The 16281-nt window shown below is 65.2% G+C and carries 13 protein-coding genes; 8 read left to right on the forward strand and 5 right to left on the reverse strand.

Going from position 1 to position 16281, the window contains the following annotated elements:
* Positions 1-4: 4 nt before the first annotated feature.
* Complete coding sequence (locus tag I6F31_RS16570; protein WP_036028644.1) at positions 5-1261, reverse strand: GTP cyclohydrolase II; 1257 nt, start codon at positions 1259-1261, stop codon at positions 5-7.
* Between the two features lie 348 nt (positions 1262-1609).
* Between I6F31_RS16570 and I6F31_RS16575 the strand changes: the two genes are divergently transcribed.
* Positions 1610-2737: a threonine synthase gene (locus tag I6F31_RS16575; protein ID WP_225185731.1), complete on the forward strand. Its 1128-nt coding sequence runs from the start codon at positions 1610-1612 to the stop codon at positions 2735-2737.
* A gap of 8 nt (positions 2738-2745) precedes the next feature.
* On the opposite strand, the gene I6F31_RS16580 is transcribed toward I6F31_RS16575, so the two are convergent.
* Positions 2746-4308, reverse strand: a complete 1563-nt coding sequence (locus I6F31_RS16580) for a glycosyltransferase family 39 protein (RefSeq protein ID WP_225185834.1) — start codon at positions 4306-4308, stop codon at positions 2746-2748.
* Positions 4309-4500: 192 nt separating this feature from the next.
* Between I6F31_RS16580 and I6F31_RS16585 the strand changes: the two genes are divergently transcribed.
* The 4 genes from I6F31_RS16585 (at position 4501) to I6F31_RS16600 (ending at position 8378) form a co-directional block, all read left to right on the forward strand.
* Complete coding sequence (locus I6F31_RS16585) at positions 4501-6228, forward strand: adenylate/guanylate cyclase domain-containing protein (protein WP_225148018.1); 1728 nt, start codon at positions 4501-4503, stop codon at positions 6226-6228.
* 220 nt (positions 6229-6448) lie between these two features.
* Positions 6449-7648: a molybdopterin-dependent oxidoreductase gene (locus I6F31_RS16590; RefSeq protein WP_225185732.1), complete on the forward strand. Its 1200-nt coding sequence runs from the start codon at positions 6449-6451 to the stop codon at positions 7646-7648.
* A gap of 12 nt (positions 7649-7660) precedes the next feature.
* Positions 7661-7969: a cytochrome c gene (locus I6F31_RS16595; RefSeq protein ID WP_036028658.1), complete on the forward strand. Its 309-nt coding sequence runs from the start codon at positions 7661-7663 to the stop codon at positions 7967-7969.
* Positions 7970-8177: 208 nt separating this feature from the next.
* The gene (locus tag I6F31_RS16600) at positions 8178-8378 is read left to right on the forward strand and encodes a cold-shock protein (protein WP_008563500.1); all 201 of its coding nucleotides are present in this window, start codon (positions 8178-8180) and stop codon (positions 8376-8378) included.
* Between the two features lie 172 nt (positions 8379-8550).
* Here the strand turns inward: I6F31_RS16600 and I6F31_RS16605 are convergent, their stop codons facing one another.
* Positions 8551-9012 (reverse strand): Lrp/AsnC ligand binding domain-containing protein, encoded by a 462-nt coding sequence (locus tag I6F31_RS16605; RefSeq protein ID WP_036009699.1) that lies wholly within the window; start codon positions 9010-9012, stop codon positions 8551-8553.
* A 114-nt stretch (positions 9013-9126) separates the two neighbouring features.
* On the opposite strand from I6F31_RS16605, the gene putA reads away from it, so the two are divergent.
* The 3 genes from putA to I6F31_RS16620 all read left to right on the forward strand — a co-directional run bounded on the left by putA (position 9127) and on the right by I6F31_RS16620 (position 14259).
* Positions 9127-12126 carry a bifunctional proline dehydrogenase/L-glutamate gamma-semialdehyde dehydrogenase PutA gene (putA, locus tag I6F31_RS16610; RefSeq protein WP_225185733.1) on the forward strand — a complete coding sequence of 1000 codons (3000 nt, stop codon included), beginning with the start codon at positions 9127-9129 and terminating at the stop codon, positions 12124-12126.
* A gap of 115 nt (positions 12127-12241) precedes the next feature.
* On the forward strand, positions 12242-13447 hold the full coding sequence (locus tag I6F31_RS16615; protein ID WP_225185734.1) for a CoA transferase: 1206 nt from the start codon (positions 12242-12244) through the stop codon (positions 13445-13447).
* A 164-nt stretch (positions 13448-13611) separates the two neighbouring features.
* Positions 13612-14259, forward strand: a complete 648-nt coding sequence (locus tag I6F31_RS16620) for a glutathione S-transferase family protein (RefSeq protein WP_036009689.1) — start codon at positions 13612-13614, stop codon at positions 14257-14259.
* A 197-nt stretch (positions 14260-14456) separates the two neighbouring features.
* On the opposite strand, the gene I6F31_RS16625 is transcribed toward I6F31_RS16620, so the two are convergent.
* Positions 14457-14621 carry a hypothetical protein gene (locus I6F31_RS16625; protein ID WP_193374981.1) on the reverse strand — a complete coding sequence of 55 codons (165 nt, stop codon included), beginning with the start codon at positions 14619-14621 and terminating at the stop codon, positions 14457-14459.
* Between the two features lie 78 nt (positions 14622-14699).
* Positions 14700-16238: a hypothetical protein gene (locus I6F31_RS16630; RefSeq protein ID WP_225113939.1), complete on the reverse strand. Its 1539-nt coding sequence runs from the start codon at positions 16236-16238 to the stop codon at positions 14700-14702.
* Positions 16239-16281 lie beyond the last annotated feature (43 nt).

Below are 16281 nucleotides of genomic sequence, written 5' to 3' on the forward strand. Positions count from 1 at the left end.
GCGATCAGTATTTTTCCAGCGAACGCCCGACCACGCCGTTCACGTCCTTTTCCGGTGCGATGTCGGTCGAGTAGTAGCCCGCGGCCTTCTTGGCGGCGATCTCGACATGGGCGTCGGCGGGAATCAGCTCCAGCGGGATCGGCACACGCTCGACGATGTCGATGCCTTGCGAGGTCAACGCGTCGTATTTCATGTCGCTCATCGACAGGAAGCGGTCAATGCGCTTGAGGCCGAGCCAGTGGATCGTATCCGGCATCAATTGCTGGAAGCGCGCGTCCTGGACGCCAGCCACGCACTCGGTGCGCTCGAAATAAGCGGCGGCCGCATCGCCGTCCTCCTGCCGCTTGCGCGCATTGTAGACCAGGAATTTGGTGACCTCACCGAGCGCGCGGCCTTCTTTGCGGTTGTAGACGACGAGCCCGAGCCCGCCCTCCTGTGCGCCACGCGCGGATTCCTCGATGCCGTGGATCAGATAGGGCCGGCAGGTGCAGATGTCGGAGCCGAACACGTCGGAGCCGTTGCACTCGTCATGCACGCGGCAGGTGATCCTGGTGCGATGGTCTGGCAGTTTTGTCACGTCGCCGAACAGGTAGACCGTGGTACCGCCGATCGGCGGCAGGAACACCTTCATGTCCGGGCGCGTCACCAGCTCCGGGAACATGCCGGCGGTCTGCTCGAACAGCGTGCGCCGCAGCTCGGTCTCGCCGGTGCCGAAGCGCGCCGCAAGGCCCGGCAGGTACCACACCGGATCGATCGCGATCTTCACCACCGATACGCTGCCACTGGCGTGCACGACCTCGCCATCGGCGCGCAGCCGCTTTGCGGCGAGCGCATCGCGAATCTCCGGCAGGTCGAGCCGCGCCCGCGTCACCGCGATGCTCGGGCGGATGTCCGCGCCCTCGGCGATCTCCTGGCGAAAATTCTCGGCGACCAGATGCCCCCAGGGATCGAGCGCGACGATTTTTGTGGGATCGGTCCATTGCTCGAACGGACCGATGGTGGCGGCCGGAAAGGTATTGGTGAGGTCAGGACGCCTGATCGGGTCCAGCGCCCCGGCGGAGACCGCGAGCGCGCGGTACATCGCGTAGGACCCGCCATGGCTGCCGATCACGTTGCGATCCCCGGCGCGCGACACCGTACCGATGATCGGCCCGCGCGCGCGCGCATCAGCGGCGCCCCAATGGATGGGAAAGGCGGCCTTCCGGCCCGGCTCCGGATGGGAGGTCAGGCGGATGTGGTCGGTACGGTTGGCACGGCTCATGTCCAGGCTCCCAAAAAGCCAACGGCCCGCCGCTCGGACGGGCCTGGCTCACTTGCGACGCCGAACCGGCGGCGCAAGCTCAATCCAACATATTGTAGCGGCCGGCGACGACAGACAAGTTAATCGTGGCAGGGCGCAGGGGCCGTTCGGGGCCAAATTCCCGTCATCGAGAGGGCCGTCAGGCCGTCGCATCCGATGCCAGCGCGCCCATCGCGCTTGCCACTCGGCCTGCGAGGCCAGTTTAAGGAATTGAAATAGTTCCATTTTTCGTGTTTTCAAGGTGTTGCTTCGTTTCGTGCGGTGAGCTTCAAGTTCGGCGCACCGCGCTGCCCTGCCTTGGAGACTGCTATGCCTGCCGCCAGCTACATCGATCCCCGCAACGGAAAGCTCTATCCCTTGGACCAGCCGCGCTGGTGCTCGGACGAGCGCACGCCGCTGCTGGTGACGCCGGGGGCGGGCATCTCACGCGAGGACATCGATGGCCGGACGCGGTCGCTCTGGCGCTACCGGGCGGCGCTGCCGGTCGAGATCGAGAACCCGATCACGCTCGGCGAGGGCTGCACGCCGCTGGTCCAGCAGGACTGGGGCGCGCTGCGCCCGCTGTTCAAGCTCGAATGGTTCAACCCGACAGGCAGCTTCAAGGACCGCGGCTCGGCGGTGATGCTGTCGTTCCTGCGACAGATCGGCGTCGACGCCATTCTGGAGGATTCCTCCGGCAACGGCGGCTCATCCATGGCGGGGCTGGGTGCGGCCGGCGGCATGCGCGTCAAGATTCTGGCGCCGGCCTCGACGTCGCCGGCCAAGATCGCGCAGGTGCGCGCCTACGGCGCGACCGTGCAGCTCGTGGAGGGCCCGCGCGAGGAATCCGAAGCCGAGGCCATCCGCCAGTCGAACCAGACCTTCTACGCCAGCCACAATTGGCAGCCGTTCTTCCTCGAAGGCACCAAGTCGCTGGCCTACGAGATCTGGGAAGATCTGGGATTCCGCGCGCCCGACAATGTCATCATTCCCGTCGGCGCCGGCAGCAGTCTGCTGGGTTGCGCCTTCGGCTTCCGCGAGCTGTTGAAGGCCGGGCAGATCTCGAAACTGCCGCGCCTGTTCGCGGCGCAGCCGCTCAATTGCTCGCCGATCGATGCAAGCTTCAAGGCCGGTGTCGATACGCCGGTCGCGCGCGAGGTGAGCAAGACCGTTGCCGAGGGCACCGCGATCAAGACTCCCCTCCGCCTGCGTGAGATCATCGCCGCCCTGCGCGAGAGCGGCGGCGGCACCATCGCGCTCACCGAGGACGAGATCGTCGCCGCCCTGCGCCGCCTCGCGCGCCAGGGCCTGTTTGCCGAGCCGACCAGCGCCAGCGCGGCTGCGGCGCTCGACAAGCTCGCCGCAACCGGCGCCATCAATGCGAACGAGACCACGGTGGCCGTTCTCACCGGCACCGGCCTCAAGGCCGCAACCACCGTCGCCGATCTCGTGCAGTAGGCTCGCGCTTACCCTCCAGCTCCAGGCTCCTGGAGAGGCTTGGAGAGAGAACGCGAGTGCCCGCCGGCGTCCGCCAGCACCTTCCACTGGAACAGCGGCGAGTCCTTTGGCGGCGAGAGCTGCGGGGTCCAGCCGGTGAGCTTTTCGATCACATAAGTATCAGCCACGACGCCGCGCCAGCGGCGTTCGACCGTGGCGAGTTGCTCGCGCTGCGCCGGAATGTGCTCCCACAGTGATGCGCGGTTGTCCGGCTCGCGCCCGACATAGATGCCGGCATGGCCCTTGATCCGGTCCATGCCAGGGTCGCGGAAATCCTGGAAACGGCCGCGCTCGTTGATCTCGATCACGGGCACGCGGCCCCGGAACAGCCAGCGCATCATGGCGTAGGTGCGGTAGTCCGTGGTTGCGATCCAGGTCGCGCCTGTTACGTCGAGGGCCGCTTGCGTCCGCGCGGCGACCTGCTCGTAGCCGGCCTCGGCGCCGATCGGGTCGATCTTGCCGAGCAGATTCCAGGGCGCGGCAACGTAGTATAGGAACACGATGATGACGAAGGCGATGCCTGAGACGATCGCTGTCCTGGCCCAGAACAGCGAGGACCTCAGCATCCGGGCGGACCATCCCTCTTTCCTCATCGTGACGAGATTGACCGCGGTGGCGGCAAAACCGACTGGCCACATGAACATCGGCCAGGTGTCGCCGACGCGCAGCGTCAGCGACTTGAAGAGGAAGTAGGCGAACGGCACCAGCACCGCCGTCGACAAAAGGATCGCGACCGGCTCGCGCGTGCGATAGCCGCGCCACGCCGTCAGCACCAGGCCCGTCAGCACCACCGGCAGCAAGACGAAGCCGACCAGGCCGAATTGCAGGCCGATGTAATCGCCGATCGTACGCAGCGAGACGCCGTAATTGGCGGTGGCGCGCACGCCCTGGAAACGGAACGAGGCCCAGTCGTGCTGTGCGTTCCAGATCAGCACCGGCGAGAACACCACCAGCGCGACCAGGACGGCGAGATAGGGGTATGGGCTGCGCAGCCAGCGCCAGCGCCAATCCGGCACCAGCAGAAAGGCGGCAACCGCCGGCGCGAACATGACCACGGTGAATTTCGACAGCATCGCGAGGCCCGCGAACAGGCCGGCCGCCAGCCACCAGCGGCCGTCGCCGCTTTGCGCCAGCCGCACCAGCGACCACATCATCGCCACCGCGAACGGGATCATTGCGACATCGGGCGCGACCTTGGCCATCAACAGGCCGTAATAAAGCGCGGCCTCCGGCATCAGCACTGCGAACACGATCGCGCGCACATCATGGGTGAGGCGGCGGACGATGTCGGCGAGCAGTAGCTGCGTCACCAGCATCGCGACGATGCCGCCGAAGCGGACGCCGAGATTGGTGTCGCCGAAGATCGCGGTTCCGAAGCGGATCAGCCAGGCGATGCCGGGCGGATGATCGAGGAAGCTGAGCGCAGCCTCCTTCGACCAGGTCCAGTAATAGGCTTCGTCGGTGCGCAGCTCGATGGCCGAGGCATAGACGATGCGGAGCAGCGTCATCGCGGCGATGATCGCTGCGGCCATGAGGATCAGACGCCGTTCGGCGCCGTCAGGCTTTGCAGAGATGTCGGGAGCGATCGTCACGGCGGCGCTTTTCCCCGACTTGGAAGGGGGAGTCAATGTGGGGCCGTCGTCCCTGTGATCCTGCTGGCTGTCCATATCGGAAATTAAAGGTTACGCTGGCTGGTCTCCTCCAGGACCTGACACAACCGAATCATGGCCACCGCTCCCACACAGATGTCAGTCGTCCGCGCCGCCGGGGTGCGGCAGGTGCGACTCGTTTGCGGCATCATCCTGTTCGCCTTTGTGGTCAGTCATTTCCTCAACCACGCGCTCGGCAACATCTCGGTCGATGCCATGGAGACCGGGGTCTACTACCACACGCTGTTCTGGCAGTTCCTCCCGGTCGCGATCGTGTTCTACACGGCCGCCCTCACCCATATGGGCCTCGGCGTCTACGCGCTGTATCAGCGCCGCCAGTTCCGCTGGCGAACGATCGAGCCGCTCCAGCTCGTGCTCGGCTTGAGCATCCCCGTCCTCGTCATGGGCCATGTCATTGGCGTGCGGCTCGCGCAGACGCTGTACGGACACGAGAAGCTGTATCCGCAGGAGCTCTATTTGTTCTTCGTCGCGGCGCCGGGCCTGCTCTGGCAGATGACGATCCTGCTTCTCATCGCCTGGGTGCACGGCTGCATCGGCGTCTATTTCTGGCTTCGGCTGAAGCCGTTCTTCACACGCGCGGCGCCCTATCTGCTCGCGGCCGCCGTGCTGATCCCGACGCTATCGCTGCTCGGCATCTACCAGGGCGGCCGCAGCGTCGCCGCCGACAGTGACGACGGCGAATGGCGTAAGCAGCATCTCGCCCGCAGCAAGGTCGGCACGGTTGCGGAAGGCAACACGCTCGAGCGCATCGCGGGCGGTCTCACCATGGGCTATTTCGGTCTGTTGGGACTGGTGCTGGCGGCGCGCGGCGTGCGCGCCCTGCGCGAACGGCGCGGCGGCATGATCGCGCTGTCCTACGGCAACGGCAAGACGGTGCGGGTCCCCAAGGGCCTGTCGGTGCTGGAGGCGAGCCTGCGCCACAACGTGCCGCACGCCAGCGTCTGCGGCGGCCGCGCCCGCTGCTCGACCTGCCGCATCCGCATCATCGGCGATCATGATGCCCTGCCCACTCCGTCGCAGCGCGAGGCCTTCGTTCTCACCCGCGTCGGCACCGCCGATCCCTCGATCAGATTGGCCTGTCAGCTGCGTCCGACCTCCGATCTCTCGTTCTTCCAGCTCTTCGCAGCTCACACGCATGCAACGGACGGAGCCTCGACATCGGCCAGTATCGGCCAGGAGCGCTATCTCGTCAGCCTGTTCGTGGACATGCGCGGCTCGACGCAGCTGGCCGAGAAGCGCCTGCCGTTCGACACGGTCTTCATCGTCAACCGCTTCCTCGGCGCGGTGTCGCAAGCGGTGATCGAGAACGGCGGCCAGCCGAACCAGTTCGTCGGCGACGGCATGCTGGCGCTGTTCGGACTCGCAGCCGACCCGCAAACCGCCTGCCGGCACGCGATGAAGGCCGCCGCGGGAATCGCTGCGCATATCGACGAGCTCAACGATCTCCTGAGCCACGATCTGCGCCAGCCGATCCGCTTCGGCATCGGCATCCACGGCGGCGAGGTCATCATCGGCGACATCGGCTATCGCGATCACATCGTCTTCACCGCGCTCGGCGATGCCGTCAACGTCGCCGCCCGCCTGCAGGACATGACCAAGACGCTGGCCTGCGAGGCGATCGTCTCGGACGAAGTGCGCCGTACCGCTGATATTGCCGACGACGCACTGCCGCAGCAGGAGGTCGCCATCCGCGGCCGCGACCAGCCGCTCGCAGTGCGCGTGGTGGCGAATGCGAGGGAGCTGGCGGCGCTGGTCGATCGCAGCAAGCGCGTGGCGGCGTGATTCTTTACCTCTCCCCGTAAGAACGGGGCGAGGGAGCGCACCGTCGTCGCGGCCTACTGCTCGTCAATCTCGTTACGAGCACAACACCGGCCTGCTGCAACGCAGCGGCATGGGCTTGCTGCGAAAGCGCGAATTGACTTCACGCAAATGGTTGCGACAGATGAGCGCAGGATCGTGCTGATGACCGCCGATCCAACGAGAAGCTCCGGGAGGAGAAAGAATGTTCGATCGACGCGACCTGCTCAAGGGAGCAGGCCTTGCCGCCATGGCGGCCACACTGAATTCCACCAAGGCGCTGGCACTCGACACGGTGACCCTGCCCTTCGCCAATGGCGAACGGCCGCTGGTGAAATATCCGCAGAAGCGGCCGATGATCGGCCTGACCAGCCGGCCGCCGCAGCTCGAGACCCCGTTTGCGGTGTTCAACGACGGCCCGATCACGCCGAACAACGCGTTCTTCGTGCGCTACCACCTCTCCGACCTGCCCTACGATCTCAACCCCGACAAGTTCACGCTGGAGGTCAAGGGCAAGGTCGACAAGCCGCTGAAATTGTCGCTGAAGGACATCCGCAAGATGAAGGCGACGGAGATCGTCGCCGTCAACCAGTGCTCCGGCAACAGCCGCGGCTTCTTCGAGCCGCGCGTCGCCGGCGGTCAGCTCGCCAACGGCGCGATGGGTTGCGCGCGCTGGCGCGGCGTGCCGCTGAAGAACGTGCTGGAGATGGCCGGCGTGCACAGCGGCGCCAGGCAGGTCACCTTCAACGGCATGGACGGACCGGTCAACGACAAGACGCCGGATTTCATCAAGGCACTCGACATCGATCACGCCACCGACGGCGAGGTGATGCTGGCCTATGGCATGAACGGCGAGGACCTGCCGTTCCTCAACGGCTTTCCGCTGCGCCTGATCGTGCCCGGCTATTTCGGCACCTACTGGGTCAAGCACCTCAACGAGATCACCGTCATCGACGACGTTTATGACGGCTTCTGGATGAAGTCGGCCTACCGCATCCCCGACACGCCGAACAATGCGGTCGAGCCGGGCACCGCGCCAAAGGCGACGATCCCGATCAACCGCTTCACCATCCGCTCCTTCATCACCAGCGTCCCCGATGGCGCCAAGCTGAAGGCGGGAGCCGTGCCCCTGCGCGGCATCGCGTTCGATGGCGGCAAGGGCATCAAGCAGGTCGAGGTCTCCACCGACGGCGGCAAGACCTGGGTCGGCGCCAAGCTCGGCAAGGACCTCGGCAGGTACGCCTTCCGCGAATGGAAGCTGCCGGTGAAGCTCGCGGCCGGCAGCCACGAGCTCAAGGTCCGCGCCACCGGCAATGGCGGCGAGACCCAGCCGGACATGCCGCGCTGGAACCCGGCGGGTTACTTGCGCAACGTCGTCGAAACCGTTCGCGTCAGCGTGGCCTGAAGGAGACTGATCATGCAGCGCATCGTTCTCCTCGCCATCACGCTCGCCGTCACCGCATTGATGGGCTCGTCACTTGCAGCGCCCGTCAATTACAAGACCCCGGACGAAGTCGCCGCCTTCAAGCCCGGTCCCAATCTCGAGGTCGTGCAGGGCAATTGCAGCGCCTGCCATTCGTCCGACTACGTCGCCACGCAGCCGCCGATGAAGGACAAGAGGGCGTTCTGGCAGGCCGAGGTGACCAAGATGATCAAGGTCTATGGCGCACCGATCGACGATGCCGATGTCGGCAAGATCGTCGATTATCTGACCGCGACCTACTGAGGGATGGCATCACGCGCTCCTGCCATTTGACCGCGAAACGGGCAAAACCGGCAAAAACGCCGCGAAGTTGAGCGGAATTCGGCGAAATGGCGATGTGGTTTGAGCTACCAAGCCTGCCACATTCCGCGTATCCTGTTAGGACCGAACCGGCCGGTTGGCGGGGACTGGCGGTTCGAGATCTCGGAGGAAGACCCGCGGAGAAGTCGTGATGGCTAAAGGTACGGTCAAGTGGTTCAACCCGACGAAGGGTTATGGATTCATCCAGCCTGCGTCGGGTGGCAAGGATGTGTTCGTGCATATCTCGGCAGTGCAGAAGGCCGGTCTGTCGACCCTCAACGAGGGACAGACGGTGGAATACGAAGAGATCGCAAACCGGGGCAAGACCTCCGCGGAAAACCTCAAAGTATAAGCCCGCGCCAGCCTTTGCTGCCTCCCGGATTTGTCCGGGAGCGGGCCAAGAAAATTTAAGAAGACGGCCGGTGCATTCGACGACAGGCGTTGCGATTGCACAAGGATAGCTATTTTTTCCTTGCGAAGACCGCTCATCGAACCACAGCAATGACAATCGCGACTGCACTTCGCTAACCCACCGGCAGCGGTGCGTCGCGCTTGATCTCCTCCATCACCGCATAAGTTCGCGTCTCGCGCACGCCCGGCATCGACAGCAGGGTCTCGCCGAGAAAGCGTCGATAGGCGGTCATGTCTGCAAGCCGCGCCTTCACAAGATAGTCGAAGCCGCCGGCAACCATGTGACACTCCAGCACTTCAGGGGCGAGCCTCACGGCTCGGGCGAACCTCTCGAAATTGTCGGGCGTGGTCTTGTCGAGCAGCACCTCGACGAACACCAGGAGCCCAAGGCCGAGCCGGTGCGGGTTGAGCCGCGCGCCATAGCCTTCGACAAAGCCCTCGCGCTGCAGGCGCTTCAACCGCTCGCCGATCGAGGTCGGCGACAGCCCGATGCGCTCGGCGAGCTCGACATTGGCGATGCGCCCATCCTCCTGCAGGATCGAGAGGATTTTCCGGTCTGTTCGATCGAGTTCCATATCTTATCTGGCCAAAGGGCTAATCCTCTTCATTTTCTAAGGCAAACTGGCTAAATTGTCTATCGAACTACGGTCACGCGGGCCTTATCCTGGATTTCAGCCACAGGACACGCCATGCCGAACATCCCGCCCCCCTTCTCCGCGCCTTACGCCCCCGATGATTCCGAGATCGCCGCAAAGGTTTTGCCGGCCTCGCATCTCATCCCGGCACGGGAGGCCCGGATCGACCGCATCGCGACGCGGCTGATCGAGGCGATCCGCAAGCGCGACGACCGGCTCGGCGGGGTCGAGGACATGCTGCGGGAGTTCGCGCTCTCGACCAAGGAGGGGCTGGCGCTGATGGTGCTGGCGGAAGCGCTGCTGCGCGTGCCCGATGCGCGCACGGCCGACCAGTTCATTGAGGACAAGCTCGGCGAGGGCGATTTCATCCATCACGAGACCAAGTCCACCGCGTTCCTGGTCAACGCCTCGGCCTGGGCGCTCGGCCTGTCGGCGCGGGTGATCCAGCCGGGCGAGACGCCCGACGGCACTATCGGCCGGCTGGTGAAGCGGCTCGGCGCACCGGCGGTGCGCACCGCGACGCGCCAGGCGATGCGGTTGATGGGCAATCATTTCGTGTTAGGGGAGACGATCGAGCAGGCGCTGGAGCGGGCTCGGCCGCGCTCGGGCCAGAAGCCGCGCTATTCCTTCGACATGCTCGGCGAAGGCGCGCGCACGGCCGCCGATGCCAAGCGCTATTTCGACGCCTATGCCAGCGCGATTGACACGATCGGCAAGGCGGCAGGCAACCATCCCCTGCCCGACCGGCCCGGCATCTCGGTCAAGCTTTCGGCGCTGCATCCGCGCTTCGAGGCGATCAGCCGCGGCCGCGTGATGGCCGAGCTGGTGCCGCTATTGCTGGACCTTGCGCAGCGCGCCAAGGCGCATGACCTCAACTTCACCGTCGATGCCGAGGAAGCCGACCGGCTGGAGCTGTCGCTCGACGTGATCGCGGCGACACTCGCCGATCCATCGCTTTCCGGCTGGGACGGATTTGGCCTCGCGATCCAGGCCTATCAGAAGCGTGCTAGCGCGGTGATCGACTATGTCGATGAACTCGCCCGCGCGCATGACCGCAAGCTGATGGTGCGCCTGGTCAAGGGCGCCTATTGGGACACCGAGATCAAGCGCGCCCAGGAGCGCGGGCTCGACGGCTATCCCGTGTTCACGCGCAAGGCGATGACCGATCTGAACTTCGTCGCCTGCGCGACGAAGCTTCTCGCCTTGCGGCCGCGCATCTTCCCGCAATTCGCCACCCACAACGCGCTGACGGTCGCGACCGTGCTGGAGCTCGCAGCAGATGGCGGCGGCTTCGAGTTCCAGCGCCTGCATGGCATGGGCGAAGCGCTCTACGAGCAACTCGCAAAGGATCATCCTGACATCGCCTACCGCACCTACGCGCCGGTCGGCAGCCATCGCGACCTGCTCGCTTATCTGGTGCGGCGGCTTCTGGAGAACGGCGCCAACTCCTCGTTCGTGGCGCAGGCGGCCGATTATCGCGTGCCTGTCACGGCGCTGCTGCAGCGCCCGGCGGATGCCATCGGCCGGGCGCAACAGGCACCTCATGCCAAGATTCCGTTGCCGGCAGATCTGTTCGCGCCGGAGCGGCGCAATTCGCGCGGCGTCGAATTCGGTGAGCGTGCCGCCCTCGACGGGCTCCTGACGGACGTGAAGGCCGCGGCGGCCGACCTCAAGCCTGTCGCTGACGCAACACGGGATCAGGCCAACGCGGCGGTGACGACTGCGCGCGCCGGCTTTACTGCCTGGAGCCGGACACCTGCAGGCACACGCGCGGCGGCGCTGGAGCAGGCCGCGCATCTTCTGGAAACCCGCGGCGCCCGTTTCATCGCGCTGCTGCAAGCCGAGGGCGGCAAGACGCTCGACGACGCTCTGTCCGAGCTGCGCGAAGCCGCCGACTTCTGCCGCTACTATGCCGCGCAGGGCCGCAAGCTGTTCGGAAACGATGCCGCCATGCCCGGCCCGACCGGCGAGAGCAATGTGCTTAGCCTGCGCGGCCGCGGCGTGTTCGTCGCGATCTCGCCGTGGAATTTTCCGCTCGCAATCTTCCTTGGCCAGGTGACCGCGGCGCTGATGGCCGGCAACAGCGTGGTGGCGAAACCCGCCGAGCAGACGCCGCGCATCGCGCGCGAGGCCGTAGCCCTGCTGCACGAGGCCGGCATCCCCAGAAGCGCGCTGCATCTCGTCACCGGCGACGGCCGCATCGGCGGCGTCCTCACCGCGCATCCTGATGTCGCCGGAGTAGTCTTCACCGGCTCGACCGACGTCGCGCGCCAGATCAACCGGACGCTGGCCGCCAAGGACGGGCCGATCGTGCCGCTGATCGCGGAGACCGGCGGCATCAATGCCATGATCGCGGATGCGACCGCACTGCCCGAGCAGGTCGCCGACGACGTCGTGACCTCTGCGTTCCGCTCCGCAGGCCAGCGCTGCTCGGCCTTGCGGCTTTTGTTCGCGCAGGAGGATGTCGCCGACCGCATGGTCGAGATGATCGCGGGCGCCGCGCGCGAACTGAAGATCGGCGATCCCGCGGATGTCGCGACCCATGTCGGTCCGGTGATCGATGAGGAGGCCAAGCAGCGCCTCGATGCGCATATCGCGCGGATGAAGCGCGAGGCGCGGCTGCATTTTGCGGGCACCGCGCCGGATGGCTGCTTCGTCGCGCCGCATATCTTCGAGCTCAAGGAGGCCGGTCAGCTCACTGAAGAGGTGTTCGGCCCGATCCTGCATGTCGTGCGCTATCGCGCGGAGAACCTGGCGCGTGTGCTGGAATCCATCGCGCGCACCGGCTACGGGCTCACCCTCGGCATCCATTCGCGCATCGACGACACCATCGAGGCCATCGTCGACCGCGTCCAGGTCGGCAACATCTACGTGAACCGTAACATGATCGGCGCCGTGGTCGGCGTGCAGCCGTTCGGCGGCAGCGGCCTGTCCGGAACCGGCCCCAAGGCCGGCGGCCCGCACTACCTCGCGCGCTTTGCCACCGAGCAGACTGTGACGATCAACACGGCTGCGGCCGGCGGCAATGCCGCATTGCTTGCGGGGGAGGAGTGAGGCCCTGCGCCAGGCGCCGTTGCATCCCGGCAAAACATCGGTCTAATGCTCTCATCACGCGCCCGCGCCAATTCCAGCGCGCGGGAAACGACTGAAGCGAGGGAGCGACGCCACGATGGAGAAGGGCATTTTTGCAGGCCTGAAGGTGCTGGACTGCGCGAGCTTCATCGCAGCGCCCGCGGCCGCGACCGTGCTGTCGGATTTCGGCGCAGACGTCATCAAGATCGAGCCGCCCGGCACTGGCGACCCCTATCGCAACCTGCCGAACCTGCCGGGCTATCCCTCAGGCGAGCACAATTTCGCCTGGCTGCTGGAGGCGCGCAACAAGAAGAGCATCGCGCTCGACTTGTCGAAGCCGGAGGCGCAAGCCGTGCTCTACAAGCTCGTGGCGGAGGCCGACGTCTTCATCACCAACATGCCGCCGCCGGTGCGCGCCAAGCTCGGCATCACCTATGATCATCTCGCCCATCTCAACGACCGGCTGATCTACGCCTCCTTCACCGGCTATGGCGAGAAGGGCGAGGAAGCCAACAAACCCGGCTTCGACAGCAACGCCTATTGGGCGCGGTCCGGCCTGATGGATCTCGTCCGCGCCGACACCGACACCACGCCGGCGCGCTCGGTCGCGGGCATGGGCGACCATCCTTGCGCCATGGCATTCTACGGCGCGATCGTCACCGCACTGTATCAGCGCGAGAAGACTGGCAAGGGCTCGCACGTCGCTTCCAACCTGATGGCGAACGGGGTGTGGGCCGCGAGCGTACTGGCGCAGGCCAAGCTCTGCGGCGCCAAGTTCGGCGAGCGGCGCCCACGCGAGCGCGCGCTTAACGCGGTGGCCAATCATTACCAGTGCAAGGACGGCCGCTGGCTGATCCTGTCGCTGCTGAACGAAGAGAAGCAGTTTCCGACGCTGGCCAAGTGCCTGGGCCGCGAGGATCTGATCAACGATCCCCGCTTCGTCACCAAGGCCAACCGTCACGCCCGCTCGGTCGAGCTGATCAGGATTTTGGACGAGACCTTCGCCACCAGGGATCTCGCCGAATGGCGGAGAATCCTCGACGGTAACGGCCTCGTGTTCGGCGTCGTCGCCATCCTGGACGACATCCCCAACGACAAGCAGATGCTCGACAACGAGGTGCTGGTGCCGTTCGAGAACGACACCATGCTGACCATCAACAGCCCGATCTGGATCGACGGCGCCAAGAAGGTGCAGCCGCGCAAGCCGCCAGCCGTCGGCGAGCACAGTGACGAGATTTTGCGCGGGGCGGGATTTGACGAGGCGGCGATCAAGGCGCTGCGGGGGTCGGGAGCGGTGGGGTAAGGCCGAGTCGGTTGCTCCGAACACCGTCATTGCGAGGAGCCCTTGCGACGAAGCAATCCAGACTGTCTCCGCGGAAAGATTCTGGATTGCTTCGCTGCGCTCGCAATGACGATGCCGGACTATCTCGCTATAACAATCGGCAACACACAGTGCCGCGAGGTCCCATGCCCAGCTACCGCCTGCACTACTTCCCCGAATCCGGCAACAGCTACAAGCTGGCGCTGATGCTGACGCTCTGCGGCGAGACGTTTGAGCCGGTCTGGACCGATTTTGCCGGCGGCGTCACGCGCACGGCGGAGTGGCGCAAGGCCGTCAACGAGATGGGCGAGATTCCCGTGCTCGAGATCGACGGCGTGAAGATGACGCAGACCGCGCCGCTGCTGCTGAAGCTGGCCGAGCAATACGGGCGCTTCGGCGCCGAGACGGAGGACGAGAAGTTCGAGCTCTTGCGCTGGCTATTCTGGGACAACCACAAGCTCACCGGCTACATGGCGACCTACCGCTTCATGCGCGCCTTCACCGAGAAAAACGATCCGCAGGTGCTGAAGCATTTTCGCCGGCGGCTCGAGGACTTTCTCGGCATTCTCGACGGCCATCTCCAGCACAATGCATTCGCGATCGGCGCAAGGCCGACGGTCGCGGACATCTCGATGATGGCCTATCTGCATTATCCCAGCGACGAGCATGGCTTCGATTTCGCATCGAGCCATCCCGCCATCCACGCCTGGCTCGGCCGCATGGCCGCGCTGCCGGGCTGGAAGCAGGCCTACGAGCTGCTGCCGGGAAAACGGATGACGAACTACGCGACGTGAGGACTCTCTCTTCTCCCTCTCCCCGTTCTTACGGGGAGAGGGTTGGGTGAGGGGCTTCTCTCCACACCTGAGATTATCGTGAGACCTGTACCCCCTCACCCGGATTGCATCTTCGATGCAATCCGACCTCTCCCCGCAAGCGGGGAGAGGTAAACCCGCGGCTCGCTCCGGGCCTTCGATCGAAGGAGTATTCGAAGCTATCTCAACGACAGCCAGCCGAGCGTGAACAGAATGCCGCCGACGATGACGGCCACCGCGACGGCCCAGATGCTGACGCGGGCGCTGCCGGTGACCTGCTTGACTTCCTCGTTCCGCGCGATCTCGCGATTGCGCGCCTTGTTGGCGTTGCCGGTATCCGTCATGGGTCATCCAAATCGCTTGAGACTTTATCTTGCGCGTGATCCTTCGGAAAACCGCTCCACACTTTTCTGGATCACGCGCTAACGCGTCTTGATGAAGCACATGCCGATGCGGCGCGAGGCCGCGGCGGCCTGGCAGGTCAGACCGCTAGCACAGCTCCATGACGTAAAACTCCTGTCCGGCGTTCCCGATCCCGGATCTTGCAGGGAACAATGCGCGCCCCAGCCGTCCTGATATTCGCTGCCGGCGAGCTCGCGACTGCCGCGGGTCTGCGGCCGACTGGCAAATCCGCGTGAGAAATCAGGGATCTTTCCGGCCGCGAACGCGGTCAGGATGTCGCGGCGGCGGAGCTGGTCGCCGAAGAAGTGTGGCGAGGCCGCCACGATGGCGGCATTCGACGGTCTGTCCGCAAGCCAATCGACGCCCGGGAAATGGAAGCCGCCGATGCCACGGGTCTGGTGACAGCCGGTGCAGGTGACGTCGTTGAGACGGCGCTGGAAGCCTGCGACCGAACGGACGTTCTGCATGTCGAGGCCGCGTGCCGCCGCCTGCTTCAGCGCGCCGACCACGTCATTGTCGGTGAAGACGGGATCGCCTTTGCCCTCCCCCTGCATCATGCCGAACTCCGGCTGCAACGCCGAGGCGTCGAGGCCGGCGGGGGTCGGCACGATTGCGGCCCTGGCCAGGAATTTCTCCGGGATCAACACGGTGCCGCGATCGAACGCGCGTAAGTTCTCCGGCGCGAGCAGCCAGGCCTTGAAGTCGCGCCGCAGCGCATCGTCAGCAAGAATGCGATCGCGGTCGATCTGGTTCTCCAGCGTCGATTCCACGAATGTCCTGGTGGCGGCATTGTACTTGAACACCTTGAGAAGATAGTCGGAGCGGAAATCGTGCAGCGCCGATTTCGGCGCGACCGAGACCTGGATGTTGGTCTCGATGCTGTCGAGCATGGCGTCGTCAGGCGGAGCGCGACCGCCGATCAAGCCCTGCCAGTCGCCATTGTCGAGCCAGCGCCGCGCGATCTCGGCGCAGCTGATCGGCTTGCCGTTCGCATCCGTCTGGCGCCCATCGCGCGCCTTCATCACGAGGTTGAATGTCATCGGCAGGCGCGTTGCGGTCTTGCCGCCATCCGGCCCGCTGTCGAAGCGCGCCAGACGATAGATCAGCCGGATCTCGCCACAGGACTCTTCCGAGACATAGGCACGATCCATGCGATTGACGATGCCGGCCAGCACGAAGCGCGCCTCGCGCGATTTCAGATTGGCCCGATCGAACAATTGTACGTCGAAGCCCTCGCCGACGCCGATGGTCTCGCCCGGATAGGTCGCCCTGAACCATGCGATATAGCGGTCGAATTCCGCATCGATCGCGGGCAGAATGTCTTTCAGCTGCGGCAGCGAGGCGAACATCGGCTCGGTCGTGAGCGGGACGTCCGAATTCCGCTCCGGCGACAAAAGACGCGAGATCGTCAGCGTGTTGTTCTGGTCGAGCTTGCGCAGGAGATCGGGATCGGTAATCGCGGTGCCGCGCGTCAGCGCGGCATTCTCCGCTGCGAACAGCGAAACCACACCGCCCAGCAATGCGGCGGCAGCAACGAGAATTCGCAAGGCGCGGCCCATGCCTGAGGTAACACCGCGCAGGGACACCTATTCAAGCAAAAAG

The organism is Bradyrhizobium sp. NBAIM01, assembly GCF_020194115.1.
Taxonomy (GTDB): domain Bacteria; phylum Pseudomonadota; class Alphaproteobacteria; order Rhizobiales; family Xanthobacteraceae; genus Bradyrhizobium; species Bradyrhizobium yuanmingense.